The organism is Enterobacter sp. C6 (genome assembly GCF_008122455.1).
GTDB lineage: Bacteria > Pseudomonadota > Gammaproteobacteria > Enterobacterales > Enterobacteriaceae > Enterobacter > Enterobacter pseudoroggenkampii.
The window spans coordinates 1-20097 of the sequence record NZ_QPFW01000215.1 but is presented as its reverse complement, the minus strand read 5'-3'; the positions used below and the strand labels follow the sequence as shown (position 1 = coordinate 20097).

Below are 20097 nucleotides of genomic sequence, written 5' to 3'. Positions count from 1 at the left end.
CCGTGATGTTTACGCCGTCTGAATCTCTTCACTCAACAGAATGTTGTTGCGCCCCATATGCTTTGCTTCGTAGAGGGCTTTGTCCGCTTTTTCCAGCGCGCCTTCCACGTCTTCATCCTCGAAAATGGCAATACCAATGCTGATGGTAACGTTTGTCGCGACGCTTTCGTTAAACAGATGCGGGATTTTCAAATCGTAGACTTTCTGACGGATCCGCTCGGCCGTCTGGCGAGCATGTTCGAGTGAGATGTTGGTCAGCAGCACCATAAATTCTTCCCCACCAAAACGCGCCACAATATCGCGAGAACGCACGGCATCGCGGATTGCCGCAGAGACGCGCTTCAGCGCCTGGTCGCCCATCATATGGCCGTAGTGGTCGTTATAGGCTTTGAAGTGGTCGATATCCATCAGCAGGACAAAGTGCTCGCCATTCTCTACCGTGGGCAAATTCTCCAGACGGCTTTGCAGACCGCGACGATTATAGAGCCCGGTAAGCGGGTCCATCATGCTGAGATCGGTAAGGGTTTCTCGTTCCTCCAGAAGGCGAGAAAGGAGCTCCTGAGCAAAACGGTCGTTGCGTCTTTGCAAAATGTTATGAATAGCAATTGCCACCACAGGAAGTGCGAAAGAATAGGTCATTCGCAGCCATATATCGTGATCGCTTAACCACAGGCAGACAATAAAGGTGGGCAATGAATGCAGCGTAAAGGCTTTGATATTACTGGCGAACGCCAGCGTGCCGATAAAAAGCACCGTTAAAAGGGCGATTAACAAATACGTCGCATGATCGTGGGTAATTAAGGCGAATTTGGAGACAATTTGCCAGGCCCACAAAATACCGAAGATCCCTGAAACGACAGGAATATTTATCTTCCGCGCGCGCTTTCTCCAGTGCCAGACGAACAGGCCGGTACTGATGGAGAATATAGCAATCAGAGGGGCGGAAAACAGTCGTACAGAATTGAGCGGGTTTGTTACCGAGAACACTGCCGATGTTGCGTTCAGAAATAAAAATAAACGTAACGATAATTGATATTTTCTGTGAACCAAAGACCGCCAGGATTGTGATGTCATAGTCGTGTGTTTTTATTAAAATTTAATTAAAACAAATAAATAGATGTCGTTTCGCAATTAAATATGCAAAAAGCTCAAAGAGTAATTATCAGAAAATCTTTAGACGTTGTTAACAGGTGCGCAATTTATCACCTTAGGCAATTCCTGTCATTACGGGAAAGGTAAAGGTCGATGGATTTTGATTCATTCAGCTGACAAATGATAATCTCTGTCATATGATATTGGTTATCATTATCGTTGAAAGAGGGCAGATCATGTTGAACAGGGCGCTGGGCAGCGGTTGGGGGGTATTGCTACCGGGAGCCATTCTCGGCGGTTTGACGTTTGCCGATCTCTCTCTTGATACCTGGAAAGCCATCATTGTGTCAGGACTGTTAGTCACGTCAGGCATGATCTGGCATAAGCAACTACGTCACTTTGTTTTACTGCCATCGTGTGTCGCGCTGGTCAGCGGAATTCTGGTGATACTGATGAATTTGAAATAACAGGGAAAAGAAGATATTCAGAGGGGTTGTAAGATAATTGGTGCGAGGGGGGGGACTCGAACCCCCACATCCTAAGGACACTAACACCTGAAGCTAGCGCGTCTACCAATTCCGCCACCTTCGCACAGTCATCTTACTATTTACATCATTACTATGTTGATATCGCCTCGTTGGTGCGAGGGGGGGGACTCGAACCCCCACATCCGTAAGGACACTAACACCTGAAGCTAGCGCGTCTACCAATTCCGCCACCTTCGCATACCATCGATACTGTAAAAGTATCGTAACCACGGAGGCGCATTCTAGATGTTTTCAGCTTTACGTCAACTGAAAAGTGCTCACCTTTTATTGATTGCTGCAAAAATGGCCGGAACTGAGACGCCTGCTTGCCGGATAGTGATTGCGCTTATCCGGCCTGCAGGAGTGAGATTACTTTTTGGCCTGGCGCGTCATCACGGTACGATAGACCTTAAAGCGGCCGGTCTGCGCGATCACTTCGTGGAAGCCAAAGGTTTCGTCCAGCACTTTCGGGTACGCCAGGAAGGCGTTCGCAACGATACGCAGCTCGCCGCCGCTGTTAAGGTGACGGGTTGCGCCACGGATCAGCGTTTGTGCCGCTTCAAGGCTGGTTTCCATACCGTCGTGGAACGGTGGGTTGGAGATGATCATGTCGAAGCGACCGGTGACGTCAGAGAAGACGTTGCTGGCAATCACCTCGCCTTCAATGCCGTTTGCGGCAAGCGTTGCGCGGCTGGCCTCAACCGCCGGGGCGCTAACGTCACACAGGGTTAAGCGCACCTTTGGCGAATGGCTGGCGAGCACGGTAGAGAGCACGCCCGCGCCGCAGCCCACGTCCAGCACTTTGCCTTTGGTGTGCGGCGTCAGAGTGGAGAGCAGCAGCTTGCTGCCCGTATCCAGCGCGTCACGGCTGAACACGCCCGGCAGGGTTTTGATGGTCAAGCCGTCAAGCTGGTATTCGTCCCAGTAAGCCTGCGCATCAAACGTTGTCTGTTTTTCCAGTCGTCCGTGGTACAGACCACAGCGGCGAGCGCTGTCGACTTTATTCAGCGGCGCGTAGTCTTCCAGCATCTGTTCAGCGCTACGCACGCCGCTGCGGTTCTCTCCTACCACGAAAATATCGCAGCCGACCGGCAGCAGGGAGAGCAGGTTCATCAGCTGGAACTGGGCTTCCGGTTTATTCTTCGGCCAGTAGTAAATCAGCGTATCGCAGTCGGCGATATCGCTCTGCTCCGCCACCAGGCTAAAGCGCGCGCGCTCGCCCATCTGACGGCTCAGCACCTGCCAGTGGTGGTAATATTGGGTGTGGGCACGGCTTTCAGCACAGTCGAAACGCGCGGGCAGGTCATCCTGCATATCTCCGGCAAACAGAATACGGCTTTCTTCGAAATCATCACTGTGACGCAGCAAGACTTCACTTGCCGGGGTAAATGCAGACATGAATTGTTCCTCAATAAACTCAGGCGGGGATTATAGTAGGTAGATGGCGCACTTTCGACACATTTGCTATATTTGCGCGCCTGAGAGACAGGAGTTTTCCCTATGACATCCCGACGAGACTGGCAGTTGCAGCAGCTGGGCATTACCCAGTGGGCTTTGCGTCGCCCGACGGCGTTGCAGGGCGAAATCGCCATCTCCATCCCGGCGCACGTTCGCCTGGTGATGGTGGCGGAAGAACTGCCTGCCCTGAATGAACCCCTGATCGATGATGTCCTTCGCAGCCTGAAGCTGACGGCCGACCAGGTTTTACCGCTGACGCCAGAGCGTGTCGCGATGCTGCCTCCTGATAGCCGCTGTAACAGCTGGCGTATCGGAGAGACAAACGAGATCCCCCTCCAGGGGAGCCAGATCTGCTCGCCAGCGCTGGACGAACTGAAAGCCAACCCAAAAGCGCGCAGCGCGCTATGGCAACAAATCTGCGAATATGAACACGATTTCTTCCCTCACGACGCCTGACCTGACCACAGCGTTTGCGATTGAAACACGCGCCCACGCGTTTCCGTGGAGCGAAAAAACCTTCGCCAGCAATCAGGGCGAACGGTATCTGAACTACCGCCTGGACGTTGACGGCACCATGGCCGCTTTCGCGATCACACAGGTTGTTCTTGATGAGGCGACGCTGTTTAATATCGCGGTTGATCCCGCGTTTCAGCGTCGTGGGCTGGGAAGAGAACTGCTTGAGCACCTCATCCGTGAGCTCGAAACCCGTGACGTTTTCACCCTGTGGCTGGAGGTGCGCGCGTCGAATGTCGCCGCCATCGCGCTCTATGAAAGCTTAGGCTTTAACGAGGCGACAATCCGCCGTAACTACTACCCCACCGCAGAGGGACGTGAAGACGCCATCATAATGGCTCTGCCGATTGGATAATAAAAAATAAGGTTGTAACGATGAAATGGGACTGGATTTTCTTTGATGCCGACGAAACGCTATTTACGTTCGATTCGTTCGGCGGCCTGCAGCGGATGTTTCTCGACTATAGCGTGACCTTCACCGCTGAAGATTTTCAGGACTATCAGGCGGTAAACAAGCCGCTGTGGGTGGATTACCAGAACGGTGCCATCACCGCGTTACAGCTTCAGCACCAGCGCTTTGACGTCTGGGCGGAACGTTTAAAGGTCAGTCCGGGGACGCTGAACGAGGCGTTTCTGAACGCGATGGCGGATATCTGCGCGCCACTGCCGGGCGCGGTTTCCCTGCTGAACGCGTTGAAAGGCAAGGTGAAACTGGGGATCATCACCAACGGCTTTACCGCCCTGCAGCAGATCCGCCTCGAGCGCACCGGCCTGCGCGATCATTTCGACGCGCTGGTGATCTCGGAAGAGGTGGGTGTACCTAAACCGGATCCGCGAATTTTCGATTATGCGCTGGCGCAGGCCGGTAATCCCGACCGCGATCGCGTCCTGATGGTGGGGGATACGGCAGAGTCAGATATTCTGGGCGGCATGAAGGCCGGTTTGTCGACCGTCTGGCTCAACGCGCATGGCCGCGTTAAGCCTGAAGGCATCGAGCCGACCTGGACCGTGACGTCGTTGAACGAACTGGAGCAACTCCTGTGTAAACAATGATTGCCTGCCCCCCGTTGATGGGTAAAATAGCCGCAATTTTGTATTCCATGATGCGTGGCGTGCTGCCGCGCTTATAAAAGAAGATTTAATTATGACGTTGTCTCCTTATCTGCAAGAGGTGGCCAAGCGCCGCACTTTTGCCATTATCTCGCACCCGGATGCCGGTAAAACGACCATCACTGAGAAGGTGTTGCTGTTCGGACAGGCGATCCAGACTGCGGGTACCGTTAAAGGCCGTGGCTCCAGCCAGCATGCAAAATCTGACTGGATGGAGATGGAAAAGCAGCGTGGTATTTCGATTACCACCTCCGTGATGCAGTTCCCGTATCACGACTGCCTGGTGAACCTGCTGGACACCCCGGGTCACGAAGACTTCTCCGAAGATACCTACCGTACCCTGACGGCGGTGGACTGCTGTCTGATGGTGATCGACGCCGCGAAAGGTGTAGAAGACCGTACCCGTAAGCTGATGGAAGTCACCCGTCTGCGCGATACGCCGATCCTCACCTTTATGAACAAACTCGACCGTGACATCCGCGATCCGATGGAAGTGATGGATGAAGTGGAAAACGAGCTGAAGATCGCCTGTGCGCCAATCACCTGGCCAATCGGCTGCGGTAAGCTGTTCAAAGGGGTTTATCACCTCTATAAAGACGAAACTTACCTGTATCAGACCGGTAAAGGCCACACCATTCAGGAAGTGCGCATCGTGAAAGGTCTGGACAACCCGGATCTGGACGCGGCGGTTGGCGAAGAGCTGGCCGCGCAGCTGCGCGACGAGCTGGAGCTGGTGAAGGGCGCGTCTCACGAGTTCGACAAAGAGCTGTTCCTGAGCGGTGAAATCACTCCGGTCTTCTTCGGTACCGCACTGGGTAACTTCGGCGTTGACCACATGCTGGACGGTCTGGTGGAGTGGGCGCCGCGTCCGATGCCGCGTAAAACCGATACCCGTGAAGTGGAAGCGCAGGAAGAGAAATTCACCGGCTTCGTGTTCAAAATTCAGGCCAACATGGACCCGAAACACCGCGACCGCGTGGCCTTTATGCGCGTGGTGTCCGGTAAGTATGAAAAGGGCATGAAGCTGCGCCAGGTGCGTACCGGGAAAGATGTGGTGATCTCCGACGCCCTGACCTTTATGGCGGGTGACCGTTCGCACGTTGAAGAAGCCTATCCGGGTGACATCATCGGTCTGCACAACCATGGCACTATTCAGATCGGCGATACCTTCACCCAGGGCGAAATGATGAAGTTCACCGGCATTCCGAACTTTGCGCCGGAGCTGTTCCGTCGTATCCGTCTGCGCGATCCGCTGAAGCAGAAACAGCTGCTGAAAGGCCTGGTGCAGCTCTCCGAGGAGGGCGCCGTGCAGGTCTTCCGCCCAATCGCGAACAACGATCTGATCGTTGGCGCGGTCGGCGTGCTGCAGTTTGACGTGGTTGTCGCGCGTCTGAAGAGCGAATACAACGTGGAAGCGATTTACGAGTCGGTGAACGTCGCGACCGCGCGCTGGGTTGAGTGTTCTGACGTGAAGAAATTCGAAGAGTTTAAGCGTAAGAATGAAGTTCAGCTGGCGCTGGATGGTGGCGATAACCTGACCTATATCGCGCCAACCATGGTGAACCTGAACCTGACGCAGGAACGTTATCCCGACGTTCAGTTCCGTAAAACCCGCGAGCACTAATCCCCTCTCAGAGCACGGCTGCCGCCGTGCTCTTCTTTAATTCCTGTCTTATTAATCCCTTGCGGAATGTTCTTAATTCAACGCAATTTCACGCTATTCGCGCGTTTTTTACCCAATTCTGAAAGCGGCTCTGTGAGAGTGATCTATATTTAACTCAGTGTTTAACACCGGGCGTGGATAAATTAACTGTTCAATGCATGACTTTAGGTTATCCATTTTGCCCGTGTGTTTATTCGCAATATATATCACTACTAAGGAAGTGCGTAGCCCGAATAACGGGTCAACACAGGAATAGATCGATGAATATGACAAGACTGAAGATTTCTAAAACTCTGCTGGCTGTAACCCTGGGTAGCGTTCTGGTGAGCGGCTCCGCCCTCGCGGAAAGCAGCACCATGGATAAAGCACAATCCACGGCCGATAGCGCAGGGCAAAAAATCGATAGCTCTATGAATAAAGTCGGCAACTTCATGGATGACAGCTCAATCACAGCAAAAGTGAAAGCCGCACTGGTGGATGATGAAGCCATTAAGAGCACCGATATTTCCGTTAAGACCGACAAGAAAGTGGTCACGCTGAGCGGCTTTGTTGAAAGCCAGGCTCAGGCAGAACAGGCGGTGAAAGTGGCGAAAGGCGTCGAAGGTGTTGCCTCCGTCAGCGATAAACTGCACGTCCGTGACGGCAAAAACGCGTCGGTGAAAGGTTACGCCGGTGATGCCGCCACCACCAGTGAAATCAAAGCTAAACTTTTAGCAGATGACATCGTGCCGTCCCGTAAGGTGAAAGTAGAAACCACCGATGGTGTGGTTCAGCTTTCCGGTACGGTAGATTCGCAGGCGCAAAGTGAACGTGCCGAGTCCATTGCGAAAGCGATTGATGGTGTGAAAAGCGTTAAAAACGATCTGAAAACGAAGTAAATCTGGACCATTCGCCCGCCTGGCTAACACCTGCGGGCGATATAAGAACGACTCTGGAAAAACGCCGGTGAGTGACCTGAGCGCTCACGTTTAGCGGCCGACATTAACTATGGTAAAGGAGAAGCTTATGTTTCGTTGGGGCATTATATTTCTGGTTATCGCGTTAATTGCCGCCGCATTGGGCTTTGGTGGACTGGCAGGTACAGCGGCATGGGCAGCTAAAATTGTCTTCGTTGTGGGTATTATTCTGTTCCTGGTCAGCCTGTTTACGGGTCGTAGACGTCCGTAGCAAACGCAATATTCCTTCAACAAAAAAAAGCCAGTCGCAGTGACTGGCTTTTTCTTATTTGCGTAACAGGTCGGGTGCGTTACTGTGGTGTTATAAAATAATCAAAACAGGAAAGCAGAGGTGGGGCAACGAATTCCCGTTACGCTCGGCAATATTGCGCCGCTGACGTTAAAACCGTTTCGCGCAGGTCAACTCGCGCTGGTCTGCGAAGGTGGAGGACAGCGCGGCATTTTCACCGCCGGCGTGCTGGACGAATTTATGCGCGCGCAGTTCAACCCGTTTGACCTCTACTTCGGCACGTCTGCCGGGGCGCAGAACCTTTCTGCCTATGTCTGCAACCAGCCCGGCTACGCGCGAAAGGTCATCATGCGCTATACCACGGCGAAAGAGTTTTTTAATCCGGTGCGCTTTGTGCGCGGCGGTAACCTGATCGATCTCGACTGGCTGCTGGAGTCGACCTCCAGCCAGATGCCGCTGGCCATGGACACCGCGGCCCGTCTGTTTGATAGCGGCAAAGAATTCTGGATGTGCGCCAGCCGGGGGGATGACTATTCGCCGGGCTATTTTTCGCCTCAGAAAGAGAACTGGCTGGACATCATCCGTGCCTCCAGCGCGATCCCCGGTTTTTATCGTACCGGTGCGCTGCTGGACGGCATTAGCTATCTGGACGGGGGGATCAGTGACGCGGTACCGGTGCAGGAAGCCGCCCGTCGCGGGGCGAAAACCATTGTGGTGATCCGTACCGTACCGTCGCAAATGTATTACACGCCGCAGTGGTTTAAACGGATGGAGCGCTGGTTGGGCGACAGCAGCCTGCAGCCGCTGGTGAACATCGCGAAGCAGCATGAAACCACCTACGGCGCGATGCAGCGCTTCATTGAAAAACCGCCGGGTAAGCTGCGTATTTTTGAAATCTATCCGCCTAAGCCGCTGCTGAGCATGGCCTTGGGCAGCCGCGTCCCTGCGCTGCGCATGGATTACAAAACGGGGCGGCTGTGCGGGCGCTACTTCCTGGCAACGGTGGGGAAAATGCTGGCGGAGCAACCGCCGCTTCATCGCCATAAACGCATTATTACGCCGCCTGCGATTGTCGCCAACGATGCCCTGACGATGCCGCTGGTGGACATCCCGCAGGCGAATGACGCTTTACTGGATAACGAGGATCTGGCGTGACGCACCGCTTTGTCGATACCCACTGCCACTTTGATTTCCCGCCGTTTACGGGGGAGGAAGCGCAAAGCATTGCGAAAGCGGCTGACGCAGGCGTTCAGGCCATCATTGTGCCGTCAGTGGAAGCGGCGTACTTTTCCCGCGTGCTGGATCTTTCTGCACGACACCCCGCGCTCTATGCGGCGCTCGGCCTGCATCCGATCGTGATTGAGCGGCATCGTGATGAGCACATAGAGAGACTTGATGAGATAGTGCAGACCGCAGGCGACAAGCTTGTCGCCATCGGGGAGATCGGCCTCGATCTTTATCGCGAGAACCCGCAGTTTGAGCGCCAGCAGACGATCCTCGACGCGCAGCTCAGGCTGGCGAAGCGCCACGATCTGCCGGTGATCCTCCATTCAAGACGCACGCACGATAAGCTGGCAATGCACCTGAAACGCATCGATCTGCCGCGCAGGGGCGTTGTGCACGGTTTCTCCGGCAGCCTGCAGCAGGCGCAGCGTTTTATTGAGCTGGGCTATAAAATCGGCGTCGGTGGCACCATCACCTATCCGCGCGCCAGTAAAACCCGGGACGTGATGGCGCAGCTGCCGCTGTCGGCGCTGCTGCTGGAAACCGACGCGCCGGATATGCCGCTGAATGGTTTTCAGGGTCAGCCGAATCGCCCGGAACAGGCGGCGCGCGTGTTTGCCACCCTGTGTGAACTGCGAAAAGAGCCTGAAGAGGTGATTGCCGATGCGCTGCTGGAAAATACGCGGTCGGTATTTGGTATCACGCTATAGGTAAAGCGCCGGGCGGATCACCGTTATCTTCTGTTTTTCCAGCGCCCGCGCCAGCGGTTCAACGTCCTCGGGCGTGGCGCTGCGCCATGAGGCCGCCTCACCGTACACGCCATGCGCATGAAACGCGTTAATACGCACCGGAATATTCCCCAGCCCGTGGATAAACGTTGTCAGCGATTTCAGATGTTCCAGATAATCACATTGCTCTGGGATCACCAGGAGCCTCAATTCAGTCAGCCGTTGATGCTGTGCCAGCCAGCGAATACTCTGTTTAATCTGCGGGTTTTCGCGCCCGGTCAGAAAACGGTGATGCTCATTATCCCACGCCTTCAGATCCAGCATCGCGCCATCCAGTACCGGCAGCAGCTTTTGCCAGCCGGTTTCGCTTAACAGACCGTTGCTGTCGACCAGACAGGTGAGGTGGCGCAGGGTGGGATCGGCTTTGATCGCGGTGAACAGGGCGATCAAAAACGGTAATTGCGTTGTGGCTTCACCGCCGCTGACGGTGATCCCTTCGATAAACGGTGCGGATTTGCGGACCTGAGCGAGGATCTCTTCCACGCTGAAGCGGTGCGCCATAGGCGTTGCCTGCTGCTGACACAGGTGCAGACAGGTGTCGCACTGCTGGCAGTCGCTCTCCTGCCACCAGACGCGCCCGGCCTGAATGGTCAGCGCATCGTGCGGACAGTGGGGCACACAGTCCCCGCAGTCGTTGCAGCGGCCAATCGTCCACGGGTTGTGGCAGGTTTTACAGCGCAGGTTGCAGCCCTGCAGGAACAGGGCCAGGCGGCTGCCCGGCCCGTCCACGCAGGAAAAAGGAATGACCTGACTAACTAAAGCGCATCTGCTGTTCATGGCTAATCACGCGCGGCTGACGTTCCAGAATGCGGGTATTGCGTGCGGCTTCTTCCCCCAGCCACGTGGTGTTCGTTCTCGACCCTGCTTCCCGGTATTTCTCCAGATCCGATAGCCGCACCATATACCCGGTGACGCGCACCAGATCGTTACCCGCCACGTTGGCGGTAAACTCGCGCATACCCGCCCTGAACGCGCCCAGGCACAGCTGAACCACCGCCTGCGGGTTGCGTTTTACCGTCTCATCCAGCGTCAGGATATCGCTTATCCCGGAAGAGTAGTGCTTGTGATGGGGAGCTACCGCCAGCAGGTGGCTGATGGGATCCGGCTCGTCGCCGTAGGGCAGGCGCGCGCCCGGCGTGGTGCCGGAGTCGGAGCTGATCCCCGACTGCGCGTGAAGCATCGCGCGCTGCTTCCAGCCGTGCTTCACCGGCGTGTTTTCGACAAACACCGCAAGCTGTTCGCTGATGCGATAGCCCAGCGCGTTGGCCTGCTCATCTTTGCCGTAACGCCCCGCGATGCCAGCTTTCTCACAGAGCACGTTTACCGCTTCCGCCAGTCCGTACATGCCAAACATCGGCACAAACCGATCGGCATCAATCAGCCCCTCTTTTACCAGGAAGCTATTCTCAAAGAAGCCAGATTGCTCGTACAGGAAACCACAGCGTGCATCGATGATGGCCATTTGCTGCTGGCAATAGTGCGGGAGCGTGCGGGTGAAGAAGTCTTCAATGGACGTGCTGCATTCAGCAATGGCTTTGAGGTTAAGGCGCACCAGGGTGCTGCCACCGCCAGCCAGAGGCAGGGAGTTGTAACAGCTCACCACGCCATAACGACCTTTTGTGAAAATTTTATCATTCACCGGGCCATTAGAAATATGCGGTTTACTGCATTCACATATGTTTTTTGCTACCTCAAGCAGCAAATCGTCCGGGGTGGTCTCTGGATCATAAATAAAGGTCAGGTTCGGCGCGACCTGCTTCAGCTCTGCATCGGCACGCAGAATGGCACGGGTGATGGGCGTATCTTCCGGCCCGATATTGGCATGCATAAAGGCATCCGGCAGCGTACGGTCAAGATAGCGCCAGAAACGTTTTATTCGGCTATTGATTTCTTCTTGTGTTAGAATTCTAACATATGGTTGCAGCAGCGCATCAAGCTGGCCGAGATAGACCGGCATCGATGTGACGGACGGAACATGGTGATAAAGGATGGTTAGCAGCGAGAGGGCATCGTCGAGATCTTTTGCCCCTTCCAGCTCCAGCCATTCTGAACCGTTAGCCAGAAATTTTGCGTAATCCGGCAGAACGTAACGGGGTTTGTAAGGCGCATGGCCTTCGAACATGTCGCAGATAAACCCCTCGTCCAGCGCGGCGCGCGCAGCTTCAGGAAGTGCCGGATACGGCAGGTTGTTTTCCGCTTCCAGCGCCAGAAAATGACGTTTTTGTTCCGGGGATAACACCGGGCTTGTCACAATCTGCTGGCAACGTTGCTGCAGGGCGTCGGGGCTGGAGTGGGGCATATTCGCTTCCTTGAATGTTCTGCGGATGATGAACGGATTGTAGAAAGCCTGCCTGTTGGCGCTTTTGATCCCACAGGGGGTATTGCTGCTTTAGTCGGCAATTTGCGCACTAAAGTTTGAAGAAGATCTCATTACAGTAATGCAAATTTGTACGCAGTTTTCATTAACTGTGATGAATGTCGAAGTGTGGATGCGGGTGGATGTTAGAATACTCACAGACCCGCAAGGTAAAATTTATACGGCACTGCCGTTGGAGATTGTTATGACCGATTTAACTGCAAGCAGCCTGCGCGCGTTGAAACTGATGGACCTGACTACCCTGAACGATGACGACACCAATGAGAAAGTCATCGCCCTGTGCCATCAGGCGAAAACGCCAGTGGGTAACACCGCAGCCGTTTGTATCTACCCGCGCTTTATCCCGATTGCCCGTAAGACGCTGAAAGAGCAGGGCACGCCGGACGTGCGCATTGCAACCGTGACTAACTTCCCGCACGGCAACGACGATATCGAGATTGCGCTGGCAGAAACCCGCGCGGCGATTGCTTACGGTGCAGACGAAGTTGACGTGGTGTTCCCATACCGCGCGCTGATCGCCGGCAACGAGCAGGTCGGTTTTGACCTGGTGAAGGCCTGTAAAGACGCGTGTGCGGCGGCAAACGTGCTGCTTAAAGTGATCATCGAAACCGGCGAGCTGAAAGAAGAGGCGCTGATTCGTAAGGCATCTGAAATCTCCATCAAAGCCGGTGCGGATTTCATTAAAACCTCTACCGGTAAAGTGCCGGTTAACGCCACCCCGGAAAGCGCGCGCATCATGATGGAAGTGATCCGCGACATGGGCGTGTCCAAAACCGTTGGTTTCAAACCTGCGGGCGGCGTGCGTACCGCCGAAGACGCGCAGCAGTTCCTGGCGATTGCTGACGAACTGTTCGGCGCCGACTGGGCCGATTCCCGTCACTACCGTTTCGGTGCGTCCAGCCTGCTGGCTAGCCTGCTGAAGGCGCTGGGTCACGGCGACGGTAAGAGCGCAAGCAGCTACTGATTGCCAGACAACGCCGGATGACGCTTCGCTTATCCGGCCTACAGGATCGTAGGGCGGGTAAGCGTAGCGCCACCCGCCACAACTCCCCCGATTCCGCATGGAGGTTACCGTGTTTCTCGCACAAGAAATTATTCGTAAAAAACGTGATGGTCATGCATTAAGCGACGAAGAGATCCGCTTCTTCATTAACGGCATTCGTGATAACACCGTCTCAGAAGGGCAGATTGCGGCTCTGGCGATGACCATTTTCTTCCACGATATGTCGATGCCTGAGCGCGTGTCGCTGACCATGGCGATGCGAGATTCAGGAACCGTTCTGGACTGGAAAAGCCTCAACCTTAACGGCCCGATTGTGGATAAACACTCCACCGGCGGCGTGGGCGACGTAACGTCTCTGATGCTCGGCCCAATGGTGGCAGCCTGTGGCGGTTACATCCCGATGATCTCCGGACGCGGCCTGGGCCACACTGGCGGTACGCTCGACAAACTGGAAGCCATTCCGGGCTTCGATATCTTCCCGGATGACAACCGCTTCCGCGACATTATTAAAGACGTTGGTGTGGCGATTATCGGCCAGACCAGCTCTCTTGCTCCGGCAGACAAGCGTTTCTACGCGACCCGCGACATCACCGCGACCGTTGACTCCATCCCGCTGATCACCGCCTCTATCCTGGCGAAGAAGCTGGCAGAAGGGCTGGACGCGCTGGTGATGGACGTGAAGGTAGGCAGCGGCGCGTTTATGCCAACCTATGAACTCTCTGAGGCGCTGGCCGAAGCGATCGTTGGCGTCTCCAACGGCGCGGGCGTGCGCACTACCGCACTGCTCACCGATATGAACCAGGTGCTGGCCTCCAGCGCCGGTAACGCGGTCGAAGTGCGTGAGGCGGTACAGTTCCTCACCGGCGAATACCGTAACCCGCGCCTGTTCGACGTCACCATGGCGCTGTGCGTTGAGATGTTAATCTCCGGCAAGCTCGCCAAAGACGACGCCGACGCCCGCGCGAAGCTGCAGGCGGTGCTGGACAACGGCAAAGCGGCGGAGATCTTCGGCCGCATGGTCGCGGCGCAGAAAGGCCCGACCGACTTCGTCGAAAACTACGCGAAATACCTGCCAACCGCGACGCTCAGCAAAGCGGTGTATGCCGATAGCGAAGGGTTTGTTTCTGCGATGGACACCCGTGCCCTCGGTATGGCGGTGGTCTCGATGGGCGGCGGCCGCCGTCAGGCGTCAGACACCATTGATTACAGCGTCGGCTTTACCGATATGGCCCGTCTGGGCGACAGCGTTGACGGCCAACGTCCGCTGGCGGTGATCCACGCCAAAGACGAAGCCAGCTGGCAGGAAGCGGCGAAAGCGGTGAAAGCGGCCATCACGCTTGACGATAAAGCACCGGAAACCACACCGACTGTCTATCGCCGTATCACCGAATAGCGGTATACTGATCTGATCGATAATTTTTGAAGCACTACGTACGGAGAACAATTATGAAACGTGCATTTATTATGGTGCTGGACTCATTCGGCATCGGCGCAACCGAAGATGCAGAACGTTTTGGTGACGTGGGTTCCGATACCATGGGTCACATCGCGGAAGCCTGTGCGAAAGGCGAAGCGGACAACGGTCGTAAAGGCCCTCTGACTCTACCCAACCTGACCCGCCTTGGTCTGGTGAAAGCGCATGAAGGCTCTACCGGTAAAATCGCAGCCGGTATGGACGGCAACGCGGAAGTCGTGGGCGCCTACGGCTGGGCGCACGAGCTTTCCTCCGGTAAAGACACCCCGTCTGGCCACTGGGAAATCGCCGGTGTGCCGGTGCTGTTCGACTGGGGCTACTTCTCCGATCACGAGAACAGCTTCCCGCAGGAGCTGCTCGATAAGCTGGTGAAGCGTGCCAACCTGCCGGGCTACCTCGGTAACTGCCACTCTTCCGGTACCGTGATTCTGGACCAGCTCGGCGAAGAGCATATGAAAACCGGCAAGCCGATTTTCTACACCTCTGCTGACTCCGTGTTCCAGATTGCCTGCCACGAAGAGACGTTTGGCCTGGATAAACTCTACGAGCTGTGCGAAATCGCACGCGAAGAGCTGACCGAAGGCGGCTACAACATTGGCCGCGTGATCGCGCGTCCGTTTATCGGCGACAAAGCGGGTAACTTCCAGCGTACCGGTAACCGTCACGACCTGGCCGTTGAGCCGCCAGCGCCAACCGTGCTGCAGAAGCTGGTCGATGAGAAAGACGGTCACGTGGTGTCCGTGGGTAAAATCGCGGACATCTACGCCAACTGCGGCATCACCAAAAAAGTGAAAGCCACCGGTCTGGATGCGCTGTTCGATGCCACCATCAAAGAGATGAAAGAAGCGGGCGACAAGACCATTGTCTTCACCAACTTCGTGGACTTCGACTCCTCCTGGGGTCACCGTCGCGACGTCGCGGGTTATGCTGCGGGTCTTGAACTGTTCGACCGCCGTCTGCCGGAGCTGATGGAGCTGGTGGGTGAAGATGACATTCTGATCCTGACCGCGGACCACGGCTGTGACCCAACCTGGACCGGTACCGACCACACCCGTGAGCACATTCCGGTGCTGGTGTACGGCCCGAAAGTGAAGCCGGGCTCGCTCGGTCACCGTGAAACCTTCGCGGACATCGGCCAGACTATTGCGAAATACTTTGGTACGTCTGACATGGAATATGGCAAGGCCATGTTCTGAATCATGTAGGGTGCGGTCTGATGCCCTCACCCCGGCCCTCTCCCACAGGGAGAGGGTGAAAAGAATAAACAATGTAAAAGGAACTGAAGATGGCAACTCCTCACATTAATGCAGAAATGGGTGATTTCGCTGACGTCGTATTGATGCCGGGCGACCCGCTGCGCGCGAAGCACATTGCAGAAACTTTCCTGGAAGACGTGCGTGAAGTGAACAACGTTCGCGGCATGCTGGGCTTCACCGGTACCTATAAAGGCCGCAAAATCTCCGTCATGGGCCACGGTATGGGTATCCCATCCTGCTCTATCTACACCAAAGAGCTGATCACCGACTTCGGCGTGAAGAAAATCATCCGCGTTGGCTCCTGCGGCGCGGTGCGTATGGACGTTAAGCTGCGCGACATCGTTATTGGTATGGGTGCCTGCACCGATTCCAAAGTTAACCGCATGCGTTTCAAAGACCATGACTTCGCGGCAATTGCAGACTTCGGCATGGTGCGTGACGCGGTTGACGCGGCAAAAGCGCTGGGCGTTGACGCGCGCGTGGGTAACCTCTTCTCTGCTGACCTGTTCTATGCACCGGACGGCGGTGAGATGTTCGACGTGATGGAAAAATACGGCATCCTGGGCGTGGAAATGGAAGCGGCGGGCATCTACGGCGTTGCGGCGGAGTTTGGTGCGAAAGCGCTCACCATCTGCACCGTATCCGACCATATCCGTACCCACGAGCAGACCACCGCTGCCGAGCGTCAGACGACCTTCAACGACATGATCAAAATCGCGCTGGAATCCGTTCTGCTGGGCGATAAAGAGTAATTCTGTCTCTTCCCTCCCTCTCCCTGTGGGAGAGGGCCGGGGTGAGGGCACCAAACCGCACTTAACGTACGGCCTGCGCAATCCATGCTGACAAATCCCTCAACTCTTTTTCCTGCTCCGGGAAATCCCCAATCAACGCGTCGCATTCCTGCTGCAGCATATCCGCCCGGTACAAACAGCCCTGCAAACGTGCCGCCAGCGCCTCTAACGGTGCCGGATTCAGGCTATCGGTAAACACCTGCGTGCGGGTGATATGGCCTTTCTCCACATCAAAATGCAGCTCCACGCCGCCCCAGGTAAAACGCTCATCCAGCAGATGGGAAAACGCAGGAGCCTGGCCGAAGTTCCACTCCCAGCTGCTCTGGCGGGCGAAGGTTTCGGCAAAGTTGGGCAGGTCCGGGGTTTTGTCAGGGGAGATCACTTCGGCTTCCACGCGCTCGCCGTAATGTTCAAAGAACGCGTCACGGATCGCATCGCAAATCTGCTCGTGCGTAATTCCCGGCAGCAGCTCCACCAAATTCGCCACGCGCCCGCGCACGGAGGTAATCCCCTTAGCCTGGAGCTTTTTCTTGTCCGGATTCAGGTAGTTCGCCAGACGGCTCAGATCGGCATTCAGCAACAGGGTGCCGTGGTGGAACCCGCGATCCATCGTTTCGCGGTAGGCGGAGCCGGAGACCTTCCGGTCGCCCTCGGGGGTTTTGACCACCAGATCGTTACGTCCGGAAGCTTCAGCCTTCACGCCGAGTGAATTCAGCGCATTGAGGACAATGGAAGTAGAGATGGTTTTGTCGTACTCCGGTTTTCCTGCCATAAAGGTAAAGCAGGTATTGCCCAGATCGTGGAACACCGCGCCGCCGCCGCTGCTCCGGCGCGCCAGGCGGACGTTGTCCTCTTCCATACGCCGGGTGTTGCACTCTTTCCATGGGTTTTGCGCACGACCAATGACCACCGTATCGGCGTTACGCCAGAGAAACAGTACGCGCTGGGTGGCGGGCATCTGGCGGAAGATGCACTCTTCTACCGCGAGATTAAACCAGGGATCGTAAGAGTCAGAGATAAGCAGGCGTAACGTCGTCATGGCAAAGTTCCTTTTCCGAATCGTTCGCCTACTTTATCACTATTCTTTCTTGTCGCTCTCTTCGTCTTCAGGGACGGATTTGCTGGCGGTCAGCAGGAACGGGGATTGCTGCCAGCGCGAGCGCTTGCCCCGAAGCAGGGTGCGCGCCAGCACAACGCCGATGGCGAGTGAAAGCAGCAGCATCAGGCGCAGAATATTGGTGGTATTATCGACCTGTTTGGCTTCAGTGGGCAGGGTGTGGGTATCGAGAGTCAGGCGCAGATAGCCCAGCGGACCATTCTTTCCCTGAATAGGTTCGACGATCTGCTGGTTAAAATAGCCCCCGGCTTTTTTACCGTCCAGCGCCAGCCTGTCGCGCACGTCGACGTGCTCGCCCGCGCGGGCAATCAGGTTACCTTGCTCATCATAGACGCCGGCATCAAGAATGCGGCTGTTCTCCGTGAGCTGGCGTAAAACCTGGCCTATCCGCTTATCGTCCGGCGTTTCAGTACGCATGGATGGCGCGACGTTGAGCGTCACCTGGCGTGCCAGCGTGCGGGCCAGCTCTTCAAACTGCGGGTTGCGTTGCCGTTGATGGTTCTGGCTAAACCAGGATGCCCCTTGCATCAGCACCACTAACAGTGCGAGACAGGAGAGGACAATCACGGCGCGATGGAGCCGGAATTTCAGTTTTGCGCGAGCCATATTCCACCTGCTGAAAATTTACGGCTTAATGTTGCCAGAAGTGATGGTTACAGGGTAGCCTCATGCGTTATTTTCCCTCTGCAACCTTCCGGCGCGAACGAAACTACAGGAGCTTTAATGCCGAACATTACCTGGTGTGACCTGCCAACGGATGTCTCTTTATGGCCAGGATTGCCGCTCTCTTTAAGTGGCGATGAGGTGATGCCTCTGGATTACCACGCCGGTCGTAGCGGCTGGCTCCTCTACGGACGCGGTCTGGATAAGCAACGCCTGACCCAGTATCAAAGCAAGCTGGGGGCGGCGATGGTCATCGTCGCCGCCTGGTGCGTGGAAGACTACCAGGTTATTCGCCTGGCGGGCTCTCTGACGCAGCGCGCAACGCGTCTGGCGCATGACGCCGGGCTGGACGTCGCGCCGCTGGGTAAAATTCCGCATCTGAAAACGCCGGGCCTGCTGGTGATGGACATGGACTCTACCGCCATTCAGATCGAGTGTATCGACGAAATTGCGAAGCTGGCGGGCAGCGGCGAGCTGGTGGCGGAAGTGACCGAGCGTGCGATGCGCGGCGAGCTGGACTTCACCGCCAGCCTGAGACAGCGCGTGGCGACCCTGAAAGGGGCCGATGCTAACATTCTGCGCCAGGTGCGCGACGTGCTGCCGCTGATGCCAGGGCTGACGCAGCTGGTGCTGAAGCTGCAGTCGCTGGGCTGGAAAGTGGCGATCGCCTCCGGTGGCTTCACCTTCTTCGCGGATTACCTGCGGGAAAAACTGCATCTGACCACCGTGGTGGCCAACGAGCTGGAGATAATGGACGGCAAGCTGACCGGCCAGGTGATCGGCGATATTGTGGATGCCCAGTACAAAGCCAATACGCTGACGCGTCTGGCGGAAAAATATGAAATTCCGGTTGTCCAGACCGTCGCGATCGGGGACGGCGCTAACGACCTGCCGATGATCAAAGCGGCCGGCCTGGGCATTGCCTACCATGCCAAGCCAAAAGTGAATGAAAAGACGGAAGTGACTATCCGTCACGCTGACCTGATGGGGGTGTTCTGCATTCTCTCCGGCAGCCTTAATCAGAAATAACGGCCTGCTTTGTAGGCCGGGTAAGCGTAAGCGCCACCCGGCTCGCAGGCCGCACAGAAATAACGAGGTAAACCGTGGCGAAAGCTCCAAAACGCGCATTTGTCTGTAATGAATGTGGTGCGGATTATCCGCGCTGGCAGGGGCAATGCAGCGCCTGCCATGCCTGGAACACCATCACCGAAGTGCGTGGTGTGGCGGCTTCGCCGAGCGTGGCGCGCAATGAACGCCTGAGCGGCTATGCGGGCAATGCGGGCGTAGCGAAAGTCCAGAAGCTCTCGGACATCAGCCTCGAAGAGCTGCCGCGCTTCTCCACCGGGTTTAAAGAGTTTGACCGCGTGCTCGGCGGCGGCGTAGTGCCGGGCAGCGCGATTCTTATCGGCGGTAACCCGGGCGCGGGTAAATCGACCCTGCTGCTGCAAACGCTCTGCAAGCTCGCCGAACAGATGAAAACCCTGTACGTCACGGGGGAAGAGTCCCTGCAGCAGGTGGCGATGCGCGCGCACCGTCTGGGCCTGCCGACCGGTAATCTGAACATGCTGTCGGAAACCAGCATCGAGCAGATCTGCATGATCGCCGAAGAAGAGCAGCCGAAGCTGATGGTGATCGACTCCATCCAGGTGATGCACATGGCGGACATCCAGTCCTCGCCGGGCAGCGTCGCGCAGGTGCGTGAAACCGCGGCCTACCTGACGCGCTTTGCCAAAACGCGCGGCGTGGCGATTGTGATGGTGGGTCATGTGACCAAAGACGGCTCGCTGGCCGGGCCAAAGGTGCTCGAACACTGTATCGACTGCTCCGTGATGCTCGACGGCGACGCGGACTCCCGC

General features: G+C 56.2%; 21 protein-coding genes and 2 tRNA genes. 15 read left to right on the top strand and 8 right to left on the bottom strand.

What is annotated here, in order from left to right:
- Positions 1–9: 9 nt before the first annotated feature.
- Positions 10–1074: a GGDEF domain-containing protein gene (locus DOU50_RS11220; protein ID WP_032649902.1), complete on the bottom strand. Its 1065-nt coding sequence runs from the start codon at positions 1072–1074 to the stop codon at positions 10–12.
- 215 nt (positions 1075–1289) lie between these two features.
- Here DOU50_RS11220 and DOU50_RS11215 point away from each other — a divergent pair, with 215 nt between their 5' ends.
- On the top strand, positions 1290–1559 hold the full coding sequence (locus tag DOU50_RS11215; protein ID WP_194266140.1) for a DUF1435 domain-containing protein: 270 nt from the start codon (positions 1290–1292) through the stop codon (positions 1557–1559).
- Positions 1560–1597: 38 nt separating this feature from the next.
- Here the strand turns inward: DOU50_RS11215 and DOU50_RS11210 are convergent.
- From DOU50_RS11210 to rsmC, 3 genes are all read right to left on the bottom strand, one after another.
- Positions 1598–1683 (bottom strand) — tRNA-Leu (locus DOU50_RS11210).
- Between the two features lie 47 nt (positions 1684–1730).
- Positions 1731–1817: transfer RNA gene (locus DOU50_RS11205), tRNA-Leu, on the bottom strand.
- A gap of 171 nt (positions 1818–1988) precedes the next feature.
- The gene (gene rsmC / locus DOU50_RS11200; RefSeq protein ID WP_024908271.1) at positions 1989–3017 is read right to left on the bottom strand and encodes a 16S rRNA (guanine(1207)-N(2))-methyltransferase RsmC; all 1029 of its coding nucleotides are present in this window, start codon (positions 3015–3017) and stop codon (positions 1989–1991) included.
- 102 nt (positions 3018–3119) lie between these two features.
- Between rsmC and DOU50_RS11195 the strand changes: the two genes are divergently transcribed.
- The 8 genes from DOU50_RS11195 (at position 3120) to DOU50_RS11160 (ending at position 9482) form a co-directional block, all read left to right on the top strand.
- Positions 3120–3533, top strand: a complete 414-nt coding sequence (locus DOU50_RS11195) for a DNA polymerase III subunit psi (protein ID WP_024908270.1) — start codon at positions 3120–3122, stop codon at positions 3531–3533.
- On the top strand, positions 3502–3945 hold the full coding sequence (rimI, locus tag DOU50_RS11190; protein ID WP_023334424.1) for a ribosomal protein S18-alanine N-acetyltransferase: 444 nt from the start codon (positions 3502–3504) through the stop codon (positions 3943–3945). Before DOU50_RS11195 ends, rimI begins: the two co-directional genes overlap by 32 nt.
- A 20-nt stretch (positions 3946–3965) precedes the next feature.
- A complete protein-coding gene (gene yjjG, locus DOU50_RS11185) occupies positions 3966–4643 on the top strand; it encodes a pyrimidine 5'-nucleotidase (protein WP_008502077.1) in 678 nt (225 codons plus the stop codon).
- A gap of 91 nt (positions 4644–4734) precedes the next feature.
- The gene (gene prfC / locus DOU50_RS11180; RefSeq protein WP_024908269.1) at positions 4735–6324 is read left to right on the top strand and encodes a peptide chain release factor 3; all 1590 of its coding nucleotides are present in this window, start codon (positions 4735–4737) and stop codon (positions 6322–6324) included.
- A gap of 299 nt (positions 6325–6623) precedes the next feature.
- Entirely contained in the window at positions 6624–7241 is a 618-nt protein-coding gene (gene osmY / locus DOU50_RS11175) for a molecular chaperone OsmY (RefSeq protein ID WP_008502075.1), read from the top strand.
- 127 nt (positions 7242–7368) lie between these two features.
- Complete coding sequence (locus DOU50_RS11170; protein ID WP_003856556.1) at positions 7369–7530, top strand: DUF1328 domain-containing protein; 162 nt, start codon at positions 7369–7371, stop codon at positions 7528–7530.
- 120 nt (positions 7531–7650) lie between these two features.
- Positions 7651–8703, top strand: coding sequence for a patatin-like phospholipase family protein (locus tag DOU50_RS11165; protein WP_024908268.1), 1053 nt, complete (start codon positions 7651–7653; stop codon positions 8701–8703).
- Positions 8700–9482, top strand: coding sequence for a TatD family hydrolase (locus DOU50_RS11160; protein WP_024908267.1), 783 nt, complete (start codon positions 8700–8702; stop codon positions 9480–9482). The genes DOU50_RS11165 and DOU50_RS11160 overlap by 4 nt, the downstream gene beginning before the upstream one ends.
- Here DOU50_RS11160 and DOU50_RS11155 read toward each other — a convergent pair.
- Positions 9477–10337 (bottom strand): YjjW family glycine radical enzyme activase, encoded by an 861-nt coding sequence (locus DOU50_RS11155; RefSeq protein WP_148769393.1) that lies wholly within the window; start codon positions 10335–10337, stop codon positions 9477–9479. The genes DOU50_RS11160 and DOU50_RS11155 overlap by 6 nt on opposite strands.
- Positions 10312–11859: a YjjI family glycine radical enzyme gene (locus DOU50_RS11150; RefSeq protein ID WP_090419149.1), complete on the bottom strand. Its 1548-nt coding sequence runs from the start codon at positions 11857–11859 to the stop codon at positions 10312–10314. Before DOU50_RS11150 ends, DOU50_RS11155 begins: the two co-directional genes overlap by 26 nt.
- 262 nt (positions 11860–12121) lie before the next feature.
- On the opposite strand from DOU50_RS11150, the gene deoC reads away from it, so the two are divergent.
- The 4 genes from deoC (at position 12122) to deoD (ending at position 16422) form a co-directional block, all read left to right on the top strand.
- The gene (gene deoC, locus DOU50_RS11145; protein WP_003856543.1) at positions 12122–12901 is read left to right on the top strand and encodes a deoxyribose-phosphate aldolase; all 780 of its coding nucleotides are present in this window, start codon (positions 12122–12124) and stop codon (positions 12899–12901) included.
- A 109-nt stretch (positions 12902–13010) separates the two neighbouring features.
- Positions 13011–14333 carry a thymidine phosphorylase gene (gene deoA / locus DOU50_RS11140; RefSeq protein WP_024908263.1) on the top strand — a complete coding sequence of 441 codons (1323 nt, stop codon included), beginning with the start codon at positions 13011–13013 and terminating at the stop codon, positions 14331–14333.
- 53 nt (positions 14334–14386) lie between these two features.
- Positions 14387–15610, top strand: coding sequence for a phosphopentomutase (deoB, locus tag DOU50_RS11135; protein WP_024908262.1), 1224 nt, complete (start codon positions 14387–14389; stop codon positions 15608–15610).
- 89 nt (positions 15611–15699) lie between these two features.
- Positions 15700–16422: a purine-nucleoside phosphorylase gene (gene deoD / locus DOU50_RS11130; RefSeq protein ID WP_032649888.1), complete on the top strand. Its 723-nt coding sequence runs from the start codon at positions 15700–15702 to the stop codon at positions 16420–16422.
- Positions 16423–16483: 61 nt separating this feature from the next.
- Here the strand turns inward: deoD and lplA are convergent, their stop codons facing one another.
- Together lplA and DOU50_RS11120 are read right to left on the bottom strand one after the other, a co-directional pair.
- Positions 16484–17500 (bottom strand): lipoate--protein ligase LplA, encoded by a 1017-nt coding sequence (lplA, locus tag DOU50_RS11125; RefSeq protein ID WP_024907397.1) that lies wholly within the window; start codon positions 17498–17500, stop codon positions 16484–16486.
- Positions 17501–17539: 39 nt separating this feature from the next.
- Positions 17540–18184: a YtjB family periplasmic protein gene (locus DOU50_RS11120; protein WP_148769392.1), complete on the bottom strand. Its 645-nt coding sequence runs from the start codon at positions 18182–18184 to the stop codon at positions 17540–17542.
- A gap of 117 nt (positions 18185–18301) precedes the next feature.
- Here DOU50_RS11120 and serB point away from each other — a divergent pair, with 117 nt between their 5' ends.
- Both serB and radA read left to right on the top strand, forming a co-directional pair.
- Positions 18302–19270, top strand: coding sequence for a phosphoserine phosphatase (gene serB, locus DOU50_RS11115; protein ID WP_025757501.1), 969 nt, complete (start codon positions 18302–18304; stop codon positions 19268–19270).
- A gap of 74 nt (positions 19271–19344) precedes the next feature.
- Positions 19345–20097, top strand: a 753-nt coding sequence (gene radA / locus DOU50_RS11110) for a DNA repair protein RadA (RefSeq protein WP_148769391.1), incomplete at its 3' end; no start/stop codon positions are given.

Coding starts and splice junctions, on each gene's coding strand:
- DOU50_RS11220 (WP_032649902.1), bottom strand. CDS start 1,074: ATGACATCACAATCCTGGCGGTCTTTGGTTCACAGAAAATATCAATTA.
- DOU50_RS11215 (WP_194266140.1), top strand. CDS start 1,290: ATGATATTGGTTATCATTATCGTTGAAAGAGGGCAGATCATGTTGAAC.
- rsmC (WP_024908271.1), bottom strand. CDS start 3,017: ATGTCTGCATTTACCCCGGCAAGTGAAGTCTTGCTGCGTCACAGTGAT.
- DOU50_RS11195 (WP_024908270.1), top strand. CDS start 3,120: ATGACATCCCGACGAGACTGGCAGTTGCAGCAGCTGGGCATTACCCAG.
- rimI (WP_023334424.1), top strand. CDS start 3,502: ATGAACACGATTTCTTCCCTCACGACGCCTGACCTGACCACAGCGTTT.
- yjjG (WP_008502077.1), top strand. CDS start 3,966: ATGAAATGGGACTGGATTTTCTTTGATGCCGACGAAACGCTATTTACG.
- prfC (WP_024908269.1), top strand. CDS start 4,735: ATGACGTTGTCTCCTTATCTGCAAGAGGTGGCCAAGCGCCGCACTTTT.
- osmY (WP_008502075.1), top strand. CDS start 6,624: ATGAATATGACAAGACTGAAGATTTCTAAAACTCTGCTGGCTGTAACC.
- DOU50_RS11170 (WP_003856556.1), top strand. CDS start 7,369: ATGTTTCGTTGGGGCATTATATTTCTGGTTATCGCGTTAATTGCCGCC.
- DOU50_RS11155 (WP_148769393.1), bottom strand. CDS start 10,337: ATGAACAGCAGATGCGCTTTAGTTAGTCAGGTCATTCCTTTTTCCTGC.
- DOU50_RS11150 (WP_090419149.1), bottom strand. CDS start 11,859: ATGCCCCACTCCAGCCCCGACGCCCTGCAGCAACGTTGCCAGCAGATT.
- deoC (WP_003856543.1), top strand. CDS start 12,122: ATGACCGATTTAACTGCAAGCAGCCTGCGCGCGTTGAAACTGATGGAC.
- deoB (WP_024908262.1), top strand. CDS start 14,387: ATGAAACGTGCATTTATTATGGTGCTGGACTCATTCGGCATCGGCGCA.
- deoD (WP_032649888.1), top strand. CDS start 15,700: ATGGCAACTCCTCACATTAATGCAGAAATGGGTGATTTCGCTGACGTC.
- lplA (WP_024907397.1), bottom strand. CDS start 17,500: ATGACGACGTTACGCCTGCTTATCTCTGACTCTTACGATCCCTGGTTT.
- DOU50_RS11120 (WP_148769392.1), bottom strand. CDS start 18,184: ATGGCTCGCGCAAAACTGAAATTCCGGCTCCATCGCGCCGTGATTGTC.
- serB (WP_025757501.1), top strand. CDS start 18,302: ATGCCGAACATTACCTGGTGTGACCTGCCAACGGATGTCTCTTTATGG.